This is a genomic window from Aquabacterium sp. (assembly GCF_041909175.1).
Taxonomy (GTDB): Bacteria; Pseudomonadota; Gammaproteobacteria; order Burkholderiales; family Burkholderiaceae_C; genus Aquabacterium.
Genome location: NZ_JAYRDZ010000001.1, coordinates 326,854 through 342,488 on the forward strand (window position 1 = coordinate 326,854; position 15,635 = coordinate 342,488).

Here is a 15,635-nt window from a genome sequence, read left to right on the forward strand (position 1 = left end):
AGTACCCGGGCGGCTTGTGGGTGTCTCTGTTCGTGTGTGCCGGGTGTCGTTGATTCGGGATAATGCAGGGTGCGGCGAGAGGCCGTATCGGAGCGAATGCCATGTTTCTGCACGTCGACGCCTACCCTGGCGACCCCATTCTCACCCTCAACGAAGATTTCCAGAAAGATCCCCGTCAAGGCAAGATCAATCTGAGCATCGGCATCTACTTTGATGATGCCGGCCGCCTGCCGGTGATGCAGGCCGTGCGCGAGGCTGAAACGGCCATGCTGCAGCACATCGGGCCCAAGCCCTACCTGCCGATGGTGGGTGCGGCGAACTACCGTGAAGCCATCCAGCACCTGTTGTTCGGGGCTGAGCACGAGGCCGTCAAGGCCGGTCGCATCGCCACCATCCAGACGCTGGGTGGCTCGGGCGGGCTCAAGGTGGGGGCTGACTTCCTCAAGCGCTATTTCCCCAACTCGGACGTGTGGGTGAGCGACCCGACCTGGGACAACCACCGCGCCATTTTCGAAGGTGCGGGCTTCAAGGTGCACACCTACCCGTATTACGACGCGGCGACCGGCGGTTTGAAGTTCGGTGCCCTGATGGACACGGTGCGCAGCCTGCCAGCACAGAGCATTGTGCTGCTGCACGCCTGCTGCCATAACCCGACCGGGGTGGACCTCACCCAGGCGCAATGGGCCGAGCTGATTCCTGTCCTGCGCGAGCGCAAGTTGCTGCCTTATCTGGACATCGCCTACCAGGGCTTTGGCGACGGCATTGATGAAGATGCCCACGCCATCCGGGCGCTGACCGAAGCGGGTGTGAGTTTCTTTGTGGCCAACTCGTTCTCAAAGAGCTTCTCGCTGTACGGCGAGCGCGTCGGTGGCCTGAGCGTGGTGTGCCCGGACAAGGCGCAAGCCGACCTGGTGCTGGGGCAGTTGATGTCGGCTGTGCGCCGCAACTACTCCAGCCCACCGACCCACGGCAGCCAGATCGTGGCGCGCGTGCTGCAGACCCCCGCCTTGCGTGCCAACTGGGCCGACGAGCTGGGCGCGATGCGCACACGCATCCAGGCCATGCGCCAGCGTCTGCACGATGTGCTGGCTGCGCAGTTGCCGGGCCGTGACATCAGCTACTTCGTGACCCAGCGCGGCATGTTCAGCTACACCGGCCTGAGCCCCGAGCAGGTTGACGTGCTGCGCGAGCAGCATGGTGTCTACGTGCTGCGCTCCGGTCGCATGTGCGTGGCCGGTCTGAATGTCGGCAATGTCGACCGTGTGGCCGAAGCCATGGCGGCCGTGCTGTCGCGCTGAAGCTTCAGGCCAGCTTGAACCAGGCCACCGCTTCCGTCAGCTTCTGCGCCTGATCGCGCAGGCTTTCGGCGGCGGCAGCCGATTCCTCTACCAGCGCAGCGTTTTGCTGCGTCATGGCGTCGAGGTGGCTGACCGCCTGGTTCACGCCGCCAATGCCCTGCGCCTGATCTGAGGCGCCCGCAGCGATGCGCGCGATGGTCTGGTCGACCTCTTCCACGCTGTGCAGAATCGCCTGCATGGCTTCGCCCGCATGCTGAACCAGCTTGGAGCCTGAATCCACCCGCTCGCTGGAGGCCGCAATCAGGGTCTTGATTTCGCGGGCCGCTTCGGCGCTGCGGCTGGCGAGCGCGCGCACTTCGCTGGCCACCACGGCAAAGCCGCGACCTTGTTCGCCGGCCCGTGCTGCTTCCACGGCGGCGTTGAGCGCGAGGATGTTGGTCTGGAAGGCAATGCCGTCAATCACGCCGATGATGTCGCCGATCTTGCGCGCGCTGGTCTGGATGTCGTCCATGGTGCTCACCACCTGGCCGACCACGCCGTGGCCCTGCTCAGCCGTTTGACGGGCATTGCTGGCCAGCGCATTGGCTGAGCGTGAGGCCTCGGTGTTGTCTTGCACGGAGTGGTGCAGCACGCCGACCGATGCCGCCGTTTCCTGCAGGCGCGCGGCCGTCTGCTCGGTGCGCTGGCTCAGATCGCTGGCGCCAGCCGCAATCTCGCGGCTCGCTGTCACCATGCTGTCGACGCTGAAGCGTACCTGGCTGACGGTCGAATTGAGCCCGTCGGACATGGCCTTGAGCGCGGCCATCACTTCACCGATCTCGTCATTGACCCGCCATTGCACATCCTGGCTGATGTCGCCGTGGGCAATCGCATCGGCGATGTCGCGCATGCGGCGCAAGCGGTGCGTGATGGAGTGCGTCATGCTGCGCATGACAAACCACAGGAACAGGGCACCGGCCACGCAGATGGGCACATAGATCATCGCGCGCTCTGCCGCTGCAGCTTTCAGCTCATCGACATAGGCACCGGTGCAGACCACCCAGCCCCAGGGCTTGAATTCGGCGACATAGGTTTCCTTGGTGGCAACCTGCTTGGTGCTGGGTTGCATCCAGCGGTACTGCACGGTGCCGCCATCGGGGCCCTTGGCCACCTTCATCATCTCGTTGAACAGCAAAAAGCCGTCCGCATCCTTCGAGCCGGACATGTCTTTGCCGTTCAAGTTGGGTGAGACGGCATGCATCAGCATGCGGTTGTCGGCACTGAGCACGAACAGATAGCCATCCTTGCCCTGGCGCATCTGGCCGAGGGTGTCGAGGGCTGCGCGCTTGGCCTGTTCTTCGGGCATCTTGCCGGTGGCCGCTTGTTGCTGCAGCCAGTTGAGAACCGACAAGGCACTGTGCACCTGATCATGCATGCTGGCGCGCCGATCACTCAAGCCCTGGCTGAACTGACCATACAGGAGCAGGCCGCTGCAACCCAGCACGGCGATCACGGTGCCGATGGTGATCGCGCGCAATTTCGTGGCGATGGTGGCATGTTGAAACCAGGATGCCATGTTGTTCTCCTCAGACGACGGCGCTTGGTTTGGGGATATCGGCCAGGTTCCGAAAACCTGAATAGAGGAACCCCCTAGATGCATCGCGTGTGTTGTGCAGCGTATAGGGTGATTCCCCTGATCGGCATGGAAAGAGAACCGTAGAAGAATGGCTTTTCCACCATTCGCGACAAATCGCACGACAGGAACACCTTGCCCATGGACAAGATCTGGCTGAAGCAGTACCCGTCTGAAGTGCCGCACGACATCGACCCATCCACCTACCGCTCGCTCGTGGGGCTGATGGATGAGGGTTTCTCCGTGCATCGCGACAAGGCGGCCTACAAATTCATGGGCAAGACCTGGTCGTTCGGCCAGGTCGACGAGCTCTCGAAGGTGTTTGCGGCTTACCTGCAAGGCCTGGGCTTGCAGCCCGGTGACCGGGTGGCCGTCATGATGCCCAATGTGCCCCAGTACCCGGTGGCGGTGACCGCCATCCTGCGCTCGGGCTTTGTGGTGGTCAACGTCAACCCGCTGTACACGCCACGCGAGCTGGAGCATCAGTTGCGGGATGCCGGGGCCAAGGCCATTGTCATCATGGAAAACTTCGCGGTCACCCTGCAGGCCGTGCTGGCCAAGACGCCGGTGCAGCATGTGGTGCTGGCCAGCATGGGTGACATGCTGGGCTTCGTGAAGGGGGCCATCGTCAACCACGTGGTACGCAAGGTGCGCAAGCTGGTGCCGGCATTCCAGCTGCCGAGCGCCGTGCGTTTCAACGATGCGCTGGCGCGCGGGCGCAAGCGTACCTTCCAGGCCGCCAACCCGGGGCCTGACGACATCGCCGTGCTGCAGTACACCGGCGGCACCACCGGGGTGAGCAAGGGGGCTGTGCTGCTGCATCGCAACATCATTGCCAACCTGCTGCAGTCGGAGGCCTGGAACCAGCCCATGTGGAAGCTGGTGCCTGAGCACGAGCAGCCCACCATGGTCTGTGCCTTGCCGCTGTATCACATCTTCGGTTTCACCGTGAGCATGATGTTCGGCTTGCGCGTGGGCGCGTGCAACATCCTCATCCCCAATCCGCGAGACATCCCGGGCACCCTGAAGGAGCTGTCGCAGCACCGCTTCCACAGCTTCCCGGCGGTCAACACGCTGTTCAACGCACTGGCCCACCATCCTGATTTCGACAAGGTGGACTGGAGTGGCTTGCGTCTGTCGGTCGGCGGCGGCATGGCGGTGCAGCACGCCACCGCCAAGATCTGGCGAGACAAGACCGGTTGCCCGATTGCAGAAGGGTACGGCCTCTCAGAGACGTCCCCGTCGGTCACCTGCAACCCTGTCAACAACACCGCCTATACCGGCACGATCGGCCTGCCGCTGCCCTCCACCGAAGTGAAGGTGCTGGACGAAGAGGGGCAGGAGCTGCCGCTCGGGTCGCCGGGTGAGCTGGCCGTGCGCGGGCCTCAGGTCATGGCCGGGTACTGGCAGCGTCCGGAAGAAACGGCGAAGGTGATGACGGCCGACGGCTTCTTCCGCACCGGCGACATCGCGACCATCGACGAGCGCGGCTACGTGAAGATCGTTGACCGCAAGAAGGACATGATCCTGGTGTCGGGCTTCAACGTGTACCCCAACGAAATCGAGGACGTCGTCACCCAGATGCCTGGCATCCTGGAATGTGCGGCTGTGGGCGATCCCGATCCGCATTCGGGCGAGGTGGTGCGGCTGGTCATCGTGCGTGAAGACCCCCAGGTGACCGAGCAGCAGGTGCGTGACTATTGCGCTCAGCACCTCACCGGTTACAAGCGCCCGAAGGTGGTTGAGTTCCGTGCCGAGCTGCCCAAGACCCCTGTGGGCAAGATCCTGCGGCGCGAGTTGCGCAAGGCAGCCTGAAGCGGGCTGAAGCCAACAGGCTTCAGTCTTCGCCCATCAGCCGGACCGGGGTGATCTCCACTGTGGTCTGGCCGTCGTTGACCCACACGGTGCCATCCTGCACCGTGACCTGCAACTGCATGCTGCGCTGCGCCAACTGGCCCAGCGCTTCGCTTTGCTCGGACGGAATCTGCCAGACGTGCAGGTTGCTGGCACGCGTGAGCTTGGTCGCGATGTTGCTCCACCAGATCGGCGTGCTGCTCTGAAAGGCAAACAGGCTGACGCGGCGCGCCCGGCCTGCAGCCTTCATGAGGCGCTTGTCGTCGGGCTGGCCCACTTCCACCCAGTGCAGGATCTCGTCCGAGAAGTTCTTGTGCCACAGGGCGGGTTCGTCGGGCTCCCACATGTCCTTGGCCAGTTCGAGCGTGCCTTCCGAGGTGTCGGCAGGCCAGCCCAGTGCAAGGGCCAGCACACGGATCATCATCCGCTCATCGGTTTCAGAGGGGTGGCGCGCAATCGTGAGGGCCGTGTCGGCATACACATGGCGGTCCATGTCCGCCAGGTTGATCTGGGCCTTGTAAATGGTGGCTTTGAGGGCCATGGTTGGTCAGTCTTTCAAAACGGCAAAGTGTCGAGCCAGCGCTTCAGGTCGGCAAAGACCTGATCCTGATCGGGCTCATTGAAGATTTCATGGAACATGTGCGGGTAGGCCTTGGCGCTGACCTTGCCCTGGGGCGCGAGCTGCGCAAAGCGCGCGCTGCCCGCCGGGTTCACGCAGCGGTCCGAACCGGCATAGATCAGCAGCGTAGGCACTTGCCAGCGCGGGGCTTGTGCCATCACATGGCGCCCACCGTCGAGCAAAAAGCGCACGAGGCGCCCTGTGGCGCGGTCGTGCACCAGCGGGTCGTTCACATACGCTTTCACGACGGCCGGGTCGCGGCTGACCCATTCGGGCTTGAGCCCGTTGGGTACCGGGAAGTCAGGCGCCAGGGCGCCGACCGTGGCCAACAGGGCGCGCTGAAAGACATTCAGGCCGATGTCGAGGGCAGGCGAGGACAGCACGAGGGCGTCGATGGGGCGCGACCAGCTCGGTTCGCTTTCGGGGGCCAGGGCCTCCGAAACATAGCGCGCTGCAATCAGTCCCCCCATGCTGTGCCCGATCAGCATCAGCTTGTGTCCGGGGTAGGCCTGCACCACTTCACCCAGCACCATGTTGAGGCCATGCAGGTAGTCGCGCTCGGTGCTGAGCAGGCCGCGCTCGCCACCTGATCGCCCGTGACCCCGGTGGTCGTACGACACCACGGCCCAGCCCCAGGCGTTGAGGTGGGCGGCCACATGCTCATAGCGGCCGCTGTGCTCGCCCAGTCCATGGACGATCACGGCCACACCGCGAGGCGTGACGCCCTCGGGCAGTGGCCAGTGGCGCAGAGCCAGCTTGATGAAGTTGAGCGTCTGGATCTCGGTGGGCAGTGAAGCAGGCATCGGGGTCCTTTGTGGCGTGCAGATGGCTTAACGGGCTGAGAGGGCGCGCAACCAGCCCAGGCCGGCAGACGTACCGCCCGGGCCAGCCTGGCGAGGCTTGTATTCGCAGCCGATCCAGCCCTGCCAAGTCAGCGCAGCCAGTTCGGCAAACACATGAGGGTAATGCAGTTCGCCGGCATCGGGCTCCCCCCGGTCAGGGATGGCTGCAATCTGCAGGTGTCCAACGCGCCCGCCGGGCAGGTGCTGGCGCAGCTTGGCTGTGATGTCGCCCTCCATGATCTGGCAGTGGTACAGGTCCATCTGCACCTGCAGATGATCTGACCCGATGGCGTTGAGCAGGTCGTGGGCCTTGTCCTGGCGGTTGAGCAGGTAACCCGGCATATCGCGTGTGTTGATCGGCTCGATCATCAGATGGCGCCCGACCTGTTGGGCTTGCTCGGCTGCCCAGGCCAGTTGGGCCTGATAACGGGCCCAGTCGGCCTGCTGTGTGGCCGGGGTGCTGAGCCCGGCCATCACGTGCACGCGTGGGCAGTTCAGCTCGGCGGCCAGCGCCAGGGCCCGGTCCACGCTGAGGCGGAATTCGACTTCTCGACCGGCCAGACAAGCCAGGCCGCGCTCGCCCTGCGCCCAGTTTCCAGGAGCTGCATTGAAGAGCACCAACTGCAGACCGTTGTGCCGCAGGCGGTCACGCACTTCGGTCATCGGGAACTCGTGCGGGAACAGGCACTCGACACCCTTGAAGCCATCGCGCGCAGCGGCTTCAAAACGGTCCAGAAAGGGCAGATCGGTGTAAAGCCAGGACAGGTTGGCAGCGAACTGAAGTGCCTGGGTGTGCGGGTGCGAGTTCATGGTGAAGCAGGCCATCAATGGGCGCGGCGTGCGCCGCTTGAGCCGGCGTTATACCCGACAAAAGAAAAAACCCCGGAGGGTCGTCCGGGGTTGTGTGGTGTGCGGGGCCTCAGAAGGTTTCCCAGTCGTCGTCCGCCGGGGCGGCGGCCTTGGCAATGACCGGTGCGGGTGCCATGGGTTCGGCTGCAGGGGCCGGGCGCGGTGCCGGTGCTTTGGGCGCGGCTGCCATGACCGGCTCGACAGGCTTCCTGGCTGCTGGAGCCGGCGTGGCGCGCGCGGTTTCCTTGGCTTTGGCGATCACGGTGCTGGCTTCGTGCTTCACCGGGTCGGCAGGGGGCGCAACCGGCGCAGCTGGCTTGGAAGCCGCCACAGGCTTGCTGGTAGCCGGCTTGTGCACGGGCTTGCTGGCGGCGTGGCTGGTGTGCACCGGTGCTGCATGCGAGATGGCACCCGAGTGGTTGAGCTTGAAGGCGGACACGGCCTGAGCCAGACGGCTGGCCTGGTCCTTCAGGCTCTCCGCGGCAGCGGCTGATTCCTCCACCAGCGCGGCGTTCTGCTGGGTCATCTGGTCCAGTTCGGTGACCGACTGGTTGACCTGGCCAATGCCCTGGCTTTGTTCGGTGGCGGCAGCGCTGATCTCGCCAATGATGTCGGTCACGCGGTTCACGCTGGTCATGATCTCGTTCATCGACGAGCCAGCGTCCTTCACCAGCTTCGAACCCGACTCGACCTTTTCAGACGAGGCGTTGATCAGCGTCTTGATTTCCTTGGCGGCATTGGCCGAGCGCTGTGCCAGCGAGCGCACTTCGCCCGCCACTACGGCAAAGCCGCGGCCTTGTTCGCCGGCGCGTGCTGCTTCCACGGCCGCATTCAGCGCCAGGATGTTGGTCTGGAAGGCAATGCCGTCGATCACGGTGATGATCTCGGTGATCTTGCGGCTGGCATTGTCGATTTCCGACATGTTGGCCACCACTTGCGAGACGATCTGCTCGCCGCGCTGTGCCGCTGTGGCGGCACCCGAGGCCAGTTGGTTGGCCTGGCGGGCCGAGTCGGCGCTCTGACGGACGGTGCCGGTCAGCTGCTCCATCGAGCTGGCGGTCTGTTGCAGGTTCGATGCGGTGTTTTCCGTGCGGTTCGACAGGTCGGTGTTGCCGCTGGCAATCTCGTTGGATGCGGTGGCGATCGAGTCGGTAGCCTGACGGATCAGACCGATGGTGTCGCGCAGCTTGTTGGTCATGTTCACCAGCGAGGCGCGCAGTGAATTGGTGTCTCCACCTCGGTGGTGCAGATCGTGGTCAAGGTCGCCTTCTGCAATGCGGCTGACCAGTTGACGCAACACGGTGGGGTCTTCGCCAAGGTCGGCCCAGACGGACTTCAGCACGATCACGGAAGCTGCGCCCAGCACCACGAGCACGATCACACCGGTCAGCACCGACACCCAGATGCCGGCTTTCACGCCTTTGGCTGCACTGGCTTGTGCCGCGGTCAGGGCGTCGTTGGCCAGGGTCTTTTGTTCACCCAGCACCTTGGTCAGGTTGGCTTGTGTGCTTTGCATCTGGCTGACGAGGTCGCCAACCGGGGTCTTGTTGAGCATGGCACCGACGGCGCCGGTTGCAGCTTGCTGGTAGGCATCAAAAGCCGATGTCAGGGCCTTGGCAGCATCGGCCTTGCCTTCGAGGCCTTGCATGGCCGTCAAGGCCTTGTGGGCAGCGGCCACCATCGTCTGGGTGTCCTTGATCCGCTCAGGGTCGCCCTCGGCTGCGGCGGTCTGCAATGTCAGGCGGATCTGATCCGCGCTGGTGTCGACCGTTGCCACGTAGTCCTGGAACGGGTTGTCGACGGACTCCATCTGCTTGAGTCCGGCAGCAGTGCGCTGGCCGATCACCAGACTGATGATCACGCCCACCACAAAAACGACAGCCGCGCTGATCGGCATCGCCCAAATCTTGGTACGGAAATTCATGTGTGCCTCCAAAGGGAATGCCCTCGGCAAGTGTTCTTCTCGCGGTACTACAGGAACGCTATCGGCATCTTGTCCACAAAGTTGAATGGGTGATCGTTGGAAAAGTCACAGGGAAGTCAGGTAATCCAGTCAGTTCTGAGCCTGGGCCGCAGGCGACTAAGCCTCCCTAGAATCACGTCCATGAATCAATCTTCCTCAGCGGGAGCGCCCCCCCTGGCTCGCCGTTTGATGTTTTGGGTGGCCTTGCTGTACTTTTCCGAGGGTTTACCCTTGGGTTTGTTCTATGACCTGTTCCCTGTGCACATGCGCAGTGCAGGGGTCGGCCCCGCAGAAATCGGTCTGTTGAGCCTCATCGGGCTGGCCTGGACGGTGAAATTCCTGTGGGCCCCGCTGGTGGATGCCTGGCGGCACCATCGACGCTGGATCAGCGGGGCCAACTTCGGGATGGCGGCGGTGCTGGCCGCCCTGGCCTGGCACCCGGAAGCGCTGGGGCAGGGCGCCACGTGGCCGTGGATGCTGCTGGCGGCCTTCACGATGCTGTCGGCCACCAATGACATCGCCACAGATGGCTACACCATCGAGATGCTGTCGAAAGGCCAGTACGGCATTGCCAATGGCCTGCGCATCGGCTTTTACCGCTTCGGCATGCTCACAGCGGGCTTCTTGCTGGTGATCGCAGGCTGGATGGGGCAGGAGGGGCAGCCCAACTGGTCTTCCGCCTACCTGGTGGGCGCGCTGATGATGGTGGTCAATGGCCTGGTGATCCTGGCCGCGCCGCAGCAGCCACCACGGGTCCCCCGCGTCAGCCAGCCGGGCGATGTGTCGGAATGGACCTTGCTCAAGCAGCAACCTTTGTGGCTGCTGGCGCTGGGGCTGGTGCTGGCCGGCTTGCTGTGGCCGGTACTTGGCCCGGTTGCCAAGGCGCTTGACTGGGCGGCCATCAACGCCATCAGCGGGGCATGGTGGTTCAAGGGGGCCGTGCCGGTCGGGCTGATGTTTGCTGGTGCCAGCCTGATGGTGATCGCAGCACGTGCGCCCGCCGCGCGCAAGCTGGCTGATGGCCCGGTGGTGGGTGCCTGGGTGGAACTGTTGGGTCGCCACGGCATGCTGCCGGTGCTGCTGTTCATACTCACCTTCAAACTCGGTGACGCGGCCATGGGCTTCATGGTCAAGCCATTCTGGGTGGACGCAGGCTTTACCCCGGCGCAGATTGGCCTGGTCAGTGTGAACATCGGCCTGGGTCTGTCCATTGCCGGTGGGCTGGCAGGAGGGTGGTATGTGGACCGCGCCGGCATCTACAAAGGCCTGTGGGTGCTGGGCCTGGCGCAGGCGGTCTCCAACCTGGGCTACGCGCTGGCAGCCTGGTATGTGCCGCACGTGGCCCCCGGCACGGACTTGCCGCTGGCAACCCAGTTGGCGGTCTACACAGCCAGTGGTCTGGAGAGCTTCACGGGTGGTCTCGGCACAGGGGCGTTTCTGGCCTTCCTGATGGGCATCACCAGCAAGTCGCGTGCGACCACCGAGTACGCCATCCTGTCGTCCATCTTTGCTTTCTCGCGCGCCGTGGCCGGGTGGGCCGGTGGCATGGGGGTCGAGCAAATGGGCTACGCCAGCTTCTTCTTTCTGACTTTCTGGCTGTCATTCCCGGCGTATATGCTGCTGCCTGCGGTGCGCCGTATGCTCAGCGACAATGGCGTGCGTTAAGCCCACAATGAGCCGACCATGATGACAAAAGCAGTGATGACCCGCCTCGCACACGCCACCCTGCTGGGGCTGGCGCTGAGTTGTGCCGCCCCCGCCATCTGGGCCCGTGACGGCGTCGATGTGGGTGAGCGCTCGTCGTTTTCCAAACTGGTTTCTGCCGACCAGGTTGAAAAGGCAGCAGTCCAGCAATACGCGCAGGTGCAGTCAGAGGCGCGCACCAAGGGCGCTTTGCTGCCTGACAACCACCCGCAGGTGGTGCGCGTGCGTGCCATTGCCCAGCGCATCATTCCTTTCACCTATGAGTGGAATAAGCGGGCGGCGTCCTGGCGCTGGGAGGTCAGCGTGCTGAAGTCAGATCAGATCAATGCCTTTTGCATGCCTGGCGGCAAGATCGCTTTCTACACCGCCATCCTGGACCAGCTCAAGCTGACTGACGACGAAGTGGCCATGGTGATGGGCCACGAGATGGCCCACGCCCTGCGTGAGCATGCCCGCGAGCGCATGGGCAAGACCACGGCGACGCGTTTTGGCGCCAGCTTGCTGTCAGGGCTGCTGGGCCTGGGCAACACGGGTGATGCCTTGCTCAACATGGGCAGCCAGTTGCTCACCCTCAAGTTCAGCCGTGAAGATGAATCCGAGGCGGACCTGGTCGGCATGGAGCTGGCCGCTCGCGCGGGCTATGACCCGCGTTCGGGCGTGACGCTGTGGAAGAAGATGGCCGCCGCGTCGAAGGGCGCGCCGCCGCAGTTCATGTCCACCCACCCGTCAAGCAGCACCCGCATCGACGACATCGAAGCGAATCTGCCCAAGGTCATCCCGTTGTACGACCGGGCGCCCAAGCCCAGCCAGCGGTTTGATCGGGCCTTGAAGACGGGCGCGCTGTATTACCGCGACTTCGAGCCGCTGGCTTATTGGGCTGTGTCTGACGCCGCTTCGGCGCGCTCGGTGGCAGCCGAGTAAGCTTTCAGGAAGGACTCGGGCATGCGGCGCACACGGCCCTGCTCGATGTCCACGCACACGAAATGCGTGCGGCCCCGAAATACCGTGACGCCGTCTTTGGCGCGCACGAACTGGTAATGCCGCTGCATCGACAGGCGGTCGATGTCGCTCAGCCAAGTACCCAGCAACACCTCGTCACCCAGCTTGGTGGCCGCCAGGTAGGTCAGCTCGTGCTGGCGCACCACCATGCCATGCCCCGCAGCGCGGAAGGCGGCCTCGTCAATGCCCAGGCTGCCAGAGTGTGCCCAGGCCACTTGCCCGACCCACTCCAGGTAGACCACATTGTTGGTGTGCTGCATGACGTCGATGTGCTCGGGCTGCACCGTGACAGGCAGGATGAAGGGATGCGGGTGCTCCCACTCGATGGTTGATTCGCTCATGCGTGTTGAACTGGGTTGAGCCGGTCACAGGAAGGGGTTGAACTGGCGCTCTTCGCCAAACGTGCTCTCGGGCCCGTGACCGGGGGTGAAGGTGACGTCGTCGCCCAAGGGCAACAGCTTGTCCTTGATGGCGGCAATCAGCGTGGGGTGGCTGCCACCAGGAAAGTCGGTGCGACCAATGCTGCCGGCAAACAGCACATCGCCCACGAAGGCATGGCGGGTGGTGGGCTCGAAGAACACCACATGTCCGGGCGTGTGGCCAGGGCAGTGCAGCACCTGCAGCGTGCAGTGCCCGACGGTCACCGTGTCACCATCTTCCAGCCAGCGCGTCGGCGTGAATGCTTCAGCCTGTGGAAAGCCGAACATCTGTGACTGCTTGGGCAGTCCGTCGATCCAGAACTGGTCACCCCGTTGTGGGCCGATGATGGGCAGGTTCAGTTCACGTGCCAGGGTGCCTGTGGCGCCGGCATGGTCAATGTGGGCATGGGTCAGCCACAGCGCCGACAGTGTCAGACCGCGCGCCTTGACCGCTGCCAACAGCTTGGGGATGTCGCCACCCGGGTCGATCAGGGCGGCCTGCTGGGTTTCGTCGCACCAGACGAGCGAGCAGTTCTGCTCGAAGGCGGTCACGGGAATGGTGTGGCGCTGGAACATCTTGGGGGTTGGGTGATTCGAGGTCGCAAGGAGCCATAGTGGCAAGGATCAAGATTAGCACCCCCGGCTGATGGCTGCCTGGAACTGGACACCGGGGCTGACTAGCTGGTAGAACGTTGGTTCAAACGTCGGTGTGGAATCCTGACGACGAAACCGTGAAACCAAGGCAGCCCACCATGTCCGCACTCTTCAGCTCCTTCACGCTCAAAGACGTCACGCTGCGTAATCGCATCGCCATCCCGCCCATGTGCCAGTACAGCGCACAAGATGGCTTCACCAATGACTGGCACGCAGTGCACTACGCCGCGCTCGCGCGTGGTGGCGCCGGCCTGGTGATTGTGGAGGCCACGGGTGTGTCTCCAGAAGGGCGCATCACCCCAGCCTGTCTGGGCCTGTGGGACGACGCCCATGTGGCAGGCCTGGCCCAGGTGGCCGCAGCCATCAAGGCCGCTGGTGCGGTGCCGGGCATCCAGATTGCCCATGCGGGCCGCAAGGCCAGCGCCAACCGGCCCTGGGAGGGGGATGACCACATCCCCGAAAGCGACCCACGTGCCTGGACGCCCCTGGCCCCCTCTGCGCTGGCGTATGGCGAGGGCCTGCCCCGCGTGCCCAAGGCCATGACACCGGCAGACATTGCGCGCGTGCAAGCCGACTTCGTGGCGGCAGCGCGCCGTGCGCGTCTGGCGGGCTTTGAGTGGCTTGAACTGCACTTCGCGCACGGCTACCTGGCGCAAAGCTTCTTCTCACCGCACAGCAACCACCGCACCGACGACTATGGCGGTGACCTGGATGGCCGCGGGCGCTTCATGCTCGACACATTGAAGGCAGTGCGTGAGGTCTGGCCAGAAAACCTGCCGCTGACCGCGCGCTTCGGGGTGATCGAGTTTGATGGCCATGACGAGGCCACCTTGTCGGAGTCGATTGAACAGACCCGTCGCATGCGTGACGCGGGGCTGGACATGCTCAACGTCAGCATCAACTTCGTCATCCCTGAGGCCCAGGTGCCCTGGGGCAGCTATGGTTTCATGGCCCCGATTGCCGAGCGGGTGCGCCGCGAGGCGGCGCTGCCGGTGGCGTCAAGCTGGGGGCTCGATGGCGCACAACTGGCCGAGCGTGTGATTGCGCAGGGCCAGATGGACCTTGTGATGATTGGCCGTGCACACCTGGCCAACCCGCACTACCCGCGTGAACTGGCCCATGCTCTGGGCGTAGCGCAACCGGACTGGGTACTGCCCCCGCCTTATGCGCATTGGCTGGCCCGGTATCACGGCCCCAGCAAGCCGCCTGCCACGACCTGACGCAGGCGGTTGACGCAGCCCCACAAACGACATGAATATCACCATCAGGGCGGCCACGGCGGACGACACCCAATCGGTCGCCGAACTCTTCGACCTCTACCGGCAGTTCTACGAACAACCCGCTGATCTTCTTCGCGCTACCGCGTTCATCGCTGAGCGAATCGACAGGAAGGAATCTGTCATTCTGCTGGCCACCGGCGAAGAGGTGGGCCCTGTGGGCTTTTGCCAGCTCTACCCGACGTTTTGCTCGGTGGAGGCTCAACCCATCTATGTGCTCTACGACCTTTTCGTGCTGCCTATGGCGCGCAGGAGTGGTGTGGGGAAACTGCTTTTGCAGGCAGCAGAAGAGCGCGCCAGAGCGGATGGCAAAACGCGCATGGATCTCACCACGGCCAGAGCCAACCACCAGGCCCAAAGGCTCTATGAGTCCATGGGCTGGGTTCGTGATGAGGTGTTTCTTGCCTACAGTCGCCGTGTCGACCCTGATGCCCAGCGGGAATAAGCCCGCTCGGCTGACTCTGGCACACTGTCCGCTAGCCTTTTATATTGGCCGTGTCATGCAAGAAATCACCAATCCCAAGGTCGCCTGGGCCCTCATCTTTCTTTCCGGCGCACTCGAAATTGTGTTTGCCACGTCAGTGCAGCTGTCGAATGGCTTTACCCGATTCATTCCGGCGGCGTCGGCACTCGTCTTTGGCGCGCTGAGCGTCTATCTCATGAGCCTGTCGCTGAAGGTCATTCCCATTGGAACGGCGTATGCCGTTTGGGGTGGCATTGGTGCCGTTGGCACGGTGGTGATCGGGCTGGCGTTTTTCGGCGAACCGGCTTCGATCATGCGCTTGCTGTGCATCGGGCTCATCGTGGCGGGCGTGGCCGGTCTGCAATTGAACGGTGCGACATAAGCTGCCAGCCTCTTCAAAGAAACCTCAAGTGAGGGGGCGCGCGTGACTGCTCACCAGCGTGAAGGGGTTCAGTCAGACTTGGGTCGGCAGTGGGCCCGGGTGTGGTCTGATCTGAATCTGGTGCCACCAGCTGGGCTGTTTGAGCAGCTTGTGGCTGCGTATGAAGAGCCACAGCGCCATTACCATTCATGGCAGCATCTCCGTGAGTGCCTGGCGCATTTCGAAGAAGTGCACGATCTCGCGAACCACCCCGGCGAGGTGGCCATTGCCCTCTGGTTTCACGATGCCATTTACGACGTGCATGGCAAGGCCAATGAGCAGCGCAGTGCCGATTGGGCCGTGGCCGCGCTGGCAAGTGCCAAGGTGCCGGCGGCAAGTTGCGAGCGTGTCAGGCAACTCATCATGGTCACGAGGCACGATGCGGTGCCACACGATGCAGACCAGCAGTTGCTGGTAGACATTGATCTGGCCATTCTGGGTGCTTCGCCTCAGCGTTTCGCGGAATATGAGCAGCAGGTTCGTGCCGAGTACAGTTGGGTGCCGGGCTTGCTGTACAACATGAAGCGCAAGGCGGTTTTGAACGCTTTTTTGCGGCGCAAGCACATCTACAGCACGCCGCACTTCAGGCAGCGCTATGAGGCCCAGGCGCGCAGCAATCTGGGTGCAAGGGCGTAGTCAAGAACCAACCTCGCAGCCGGAA

At 63.6% G+C, this 15,635-nt stretch carries 15 protein-coding genes; 8 read left to right on the forward strand and 7 right to left on the reverse strand.

The window, feature by feature from the left end:
* Positions 1-101: 101 nt before the first annotated feature.
* Positions 102-1,298 (forward strand): aromatic amino acid transaminase, encoded by a 1,197-nt coding sequence (locus ACE3PH_RS01385; protein ID WP_374315733.1) that lies wholly within the window; start codon positions 102-104, stop codon positions 1,296-1,298.
* Between the two features lie 4 nt (positions 1,299-1,302).
* Here ACE3PH_RS01385 and ACE3PH_RS01390 read toward each other — a convergent pair whose 3' ends face one another.
* Positions 1,303-2,853, reverse strand: coding sequence for a methyl-accepting chemotaxis protein (locus tag ACE3PH_RS01390; RefSeq protein ID WP_374315735.1), 1,551 nt, complete (start codon positions 2,851-2,853; stop codon positions 1,303-1,305).
* Between the two features lie 198 nt (positions 2,854-3,051).
* Between ACE3PH_RS01390 and ACE3PH_RS01395 the strand changes: the two genes are divergently transcribed.
* The gene (locus ACE3PH_RS01395; protein WP_374315737.1) at positions 3,052-4,725 is read left to right on the forward strand and encodes a long-chain-fatty-acid--CoA ligase; all 1,674 of its coding nucleotides are present in this window, start codon (positions 3,052-3,054) and stop codon (positions 4,723-4,725) included.
* Positions 4,726-4,747: 22 nt separating this feature from the next.
* Here the strand turns inward: ACE3PH_RS01395 and ACE3PH_RS01400 are convergent, their stop codons facing one another.
* The 4 genes from ACE3PH_RS01400 to ACE3PH_RS01415 all read right to left on the reverse strand — a co-directional run bounded on the left by ACE3PH_RS01400 (position 4,748) and on the right by ACE3PH_RS01415 (position 8,998).
* Entirely contained in the window at positions 4,748-5,305 is a 558-nt protein-coding gene (locus ACE3PH_RS01400; protein ID WP_374315739.1) for a YaeQ family protein, read from the reverse strand.
* A gap of 14 nt (positions 5,306-5,319) precedes the next feature.
* Positions 5,320-6,186, reverse strand: coding sequence for a lysophospholipase (locus ACE3PH_RS01405; RefSeq protein ID WP_374315741.1), 867 nt, complete (start codon positions 6,184-6,186; stop codon positions 5,320-5,322).
* A 27-nt stretch (positions 6,187-6,213) separates the two neighbouring features.
* Entirely contained in the window at positions 6,214-7,035 is an 822-nt protein-coding gene (gene otnI, locus ACE3PH_RS01410; RefSeq protein WP_374315743.1) for a 2-oxo-tetronate isomerase, read from the reverse strand.
* 109 nt (positions 7,036-7,144) lie between these two features.
* A complete protein-coding gene (locus tag ACE3PH_RS01415) occupies positions 7,145-8,998 on the reverse strand; it encodes a methyl-accepting chemotaxis protein (RefSeq protein ID WP_374315745.1) in 1,854 nt (617 codons plus the stop codon).
* A gap of 180 nt (positions 8,999-9,178) precedes the next feature.
* Between ACE3PH_RS01415 and ACE3PH_RS01420 the strand changes: the two genes are divergently transcribed.
* Complete coding sequence (locus ACE3PH_RS01420; RefSeq protein WP_374315747.1) at positions 9,179-10,702, forward strand: MFS transporter; 1,524 nt, start codon at positions 9,179-9,181, stop codon at positions 10,700-10,702.
* 18 nt (positions 10,703-10,720) lie between these two features.
* Positions 10,721-11,662 (forward strand): M48 family metallopeptidase, encoded by a 942-nt coding sequence (locus ACE3PH_RS01425; protein WP_374315749.1) that lies wholly within the window; start codon positions 10,721-10,723, stop codon positions 11,660-11,662.
* Here ACE3PH_RS01425 and ACE3PH_RS01430 read toward each other — a convergent pair.
* Together ACE3PH_RS01430 and ACE3PH_RS01435 are read right to left on the reverse strand one after the other, a co-directional pair.
* Positions 11,611-12,081, reverse strand: a complete 471-nt coding sequence (locus ACE3PH_RS01430; protein WP_374315751.1) for an acyl-CoA thioesterase — start codon at positions 12,079-12,081, stop codon at positions 11,611-11,613. The genes ACE3PH_RS01425 and ACE3PH_RS01430 overlap by 52 nt on opposite strands.
* 24 nt (positions 12,082-12,105) lie before the next feature.
* Positions 12,106-12,735, reverse strand: coding sequence for an MBL fold metallo-hydrolase (locus tag ACE3PH_RS01435; RefSeq protein WP_374315755.1), 630 nt, complete (start codon positions 12,733-12,735; stop codon positions 12,106-12,108).
* Positions 12,736-12,911: 176 nt separating this feature from the next.
* Here ACE3PH_RS01435 and ACE3PH_RS01440 point away from each other — a divergent pair, with 176 nt between their 5' ends.
* Genes ACE3PH_RS01440 through ACE3PH_RS01455 form a run of 4 tightly spaced genes read left to right on the forward strand, consistent with a single transcriptional unit; the run spans position 12,912 to position 15,610 of the window.
* Positions 12,912-14,033: an NADH:flavin oxidoreductase/NADH oxidase gene (locus tag ACE3PH_RS01440; protein WP_374315757.1), complete on the forward strand. Its 1,122-nt coding sequence runs from the start codon at positions 12,912-12,914 to the stop codon at positions 14,031-14,033.
* Positions 14,034-14,064: 31 nt separating this feature from the next.
* Positions 14,065-14,535: an N-acetyltransferase family protein gene (locus ACE3PH_RS01445; protein ID WP_374315759.1), complete on the forward strand. Its 471-nt coding sequence runs from the start codon at positions 14,065-14,067 to the stop codon at positions 14,533-14,535.
* A gap of 55 nt (positions 14,536-14,590) precedes the next feature.
* Positions 14,591-14,935 carry a multidrug efflux SMR transporter gene (locus ACE3PH_RS01450; RefSeq protein ID WP_374315761.1) on the forward strand — a complete coding sequence of 115 codons (345 nt, stop codon included), beginning with the start codon at positions 14,591-14,593 and terminating at the stop codon, positions 14,933-14,935.
* A gap of 42 nt (positions 14,936-14,977) precedes the next feature.
* Positions 14,978-15,610, forward strand: a complete 633-nt coding sequence (locus ACE3PH_RS01455; RefSeq protein ID WP_374315763.1) for an N-methyl-D-aspartate receptor NMDAR2C subunit — start codon at positions 14,978-14,980, stop codon at positions 15,608-15,610.
* Positions 15,611-15,635: the final 25 nt, after the last annotated feature.

What these genes read in the sequence shown, in the direction of transcription:
- ACE3PH_RS01385 (WP_374315733.1), top strand. Translation starts at nt 102, where the DNA reads ATGTTTCTGCACGTCGACGCCTACCCTGGCGACCCCATTCTCACCCTC.
- ACE3PH_RS01390 (WP_374315735.1), bottom strand. Translation starts at nt 2,853, where the DNA reads ATGGCATCCTGGTTTCAACATGCCACCATCGCCACGAAATTGCGCGCG.
- ACE3PH_RS01395 (WP_374315737.1), top strand. Translation starts at nt 3,052, where the DNA reads ATGGACAAGATCTGGCTGAAGCAGTACCCGTCTGAAGTGCCGCACGAC.
- ACE3PH_RS01400 (WP_374315739.1), bottom strand. Translation starts at nt 5,305, where the DNA reads ATGGCCCTCAAAGCCACCATTTACAAGGCCCAGATCAACCTGGCGGAC.
- ACE3PH_RS01405 (WP_374315741.1), bottom strand. Translation starts at nt 6,186, where the DNA reads ATGCCTGCTTCACTGCCCACCGAGATCCAGACGCTCAACTTCATCAAG.
- otnI (WP_374315743.1), bottom strand. Translation starts at nt 7,035, where the DNA reads ATGAACTCGCACCCGCACACCCAGGCACTTCAGTTCGCTGCCAACCTG.
- ACE3PH_RS01415 (WP_374315745.1), bottom strand. Translation starts at nt 8,998, where the DNA reads ATGAATTTCCGTACCAAGATTTGGGCGATGCCGATCAGCGCGGCTGTC.
- ACE3PH_RS01420 (WP_374315747.1), top strand. Translation starts at nt 9,179, where the DNA reads ATGAATCAATCTTCCTCAGCGGGAGCGCCCCCCCTGGCTCGCCGTTTG.
- ACE3PH_RS01425 (WP_374315749.1), top strand. Translation starts at nt 10,721, where the DNA reads ATGATGACAAAAGCAGTGATGACCCGCCTCGCACACGCCACCCTGCTG.
- ACE3PH_RS01430 (WP_374315751.1), bottom strand. Translation starts at nt 12,081, where the DNA reads ATGAGCGAATCAACCATCGAGTGGGAGCACCCGCATCCCTTCATCCTG.
- ACE3PH_RS01435 (WP_374315755.1), bottom strand. Translation starts at nt 12,735, where the DNA reads ATGTTCCAGCGCCACACCATTCCCGTGACCGCCTTCGAGCAGAACTGC.
- ACE3PH_RS01440 (WP_374315757.1), top strand. Translation starts at nt 12,912, where the DNA reads ATGTCCGCACTCTTCAGCTCCTTCACGCTCAAAGACGTCACGCTGCGT.
- ACE3PH_RS01445 (WP_374315759.1), top strand. Translation starts at nt 14,065, where the DNA reads ATGAATATCACCATCAGGGCGGCCACGGCGGACGACACCCAATCGGTC.
- ACE3PH_RS01450 (WP_374315761.1), top strand. Translation starts at nt 14,591, where the DNA reads ATGCAAGAAATCACCAATCCCAAGGTCGCCTGGGCCCTCATCTTTCTT.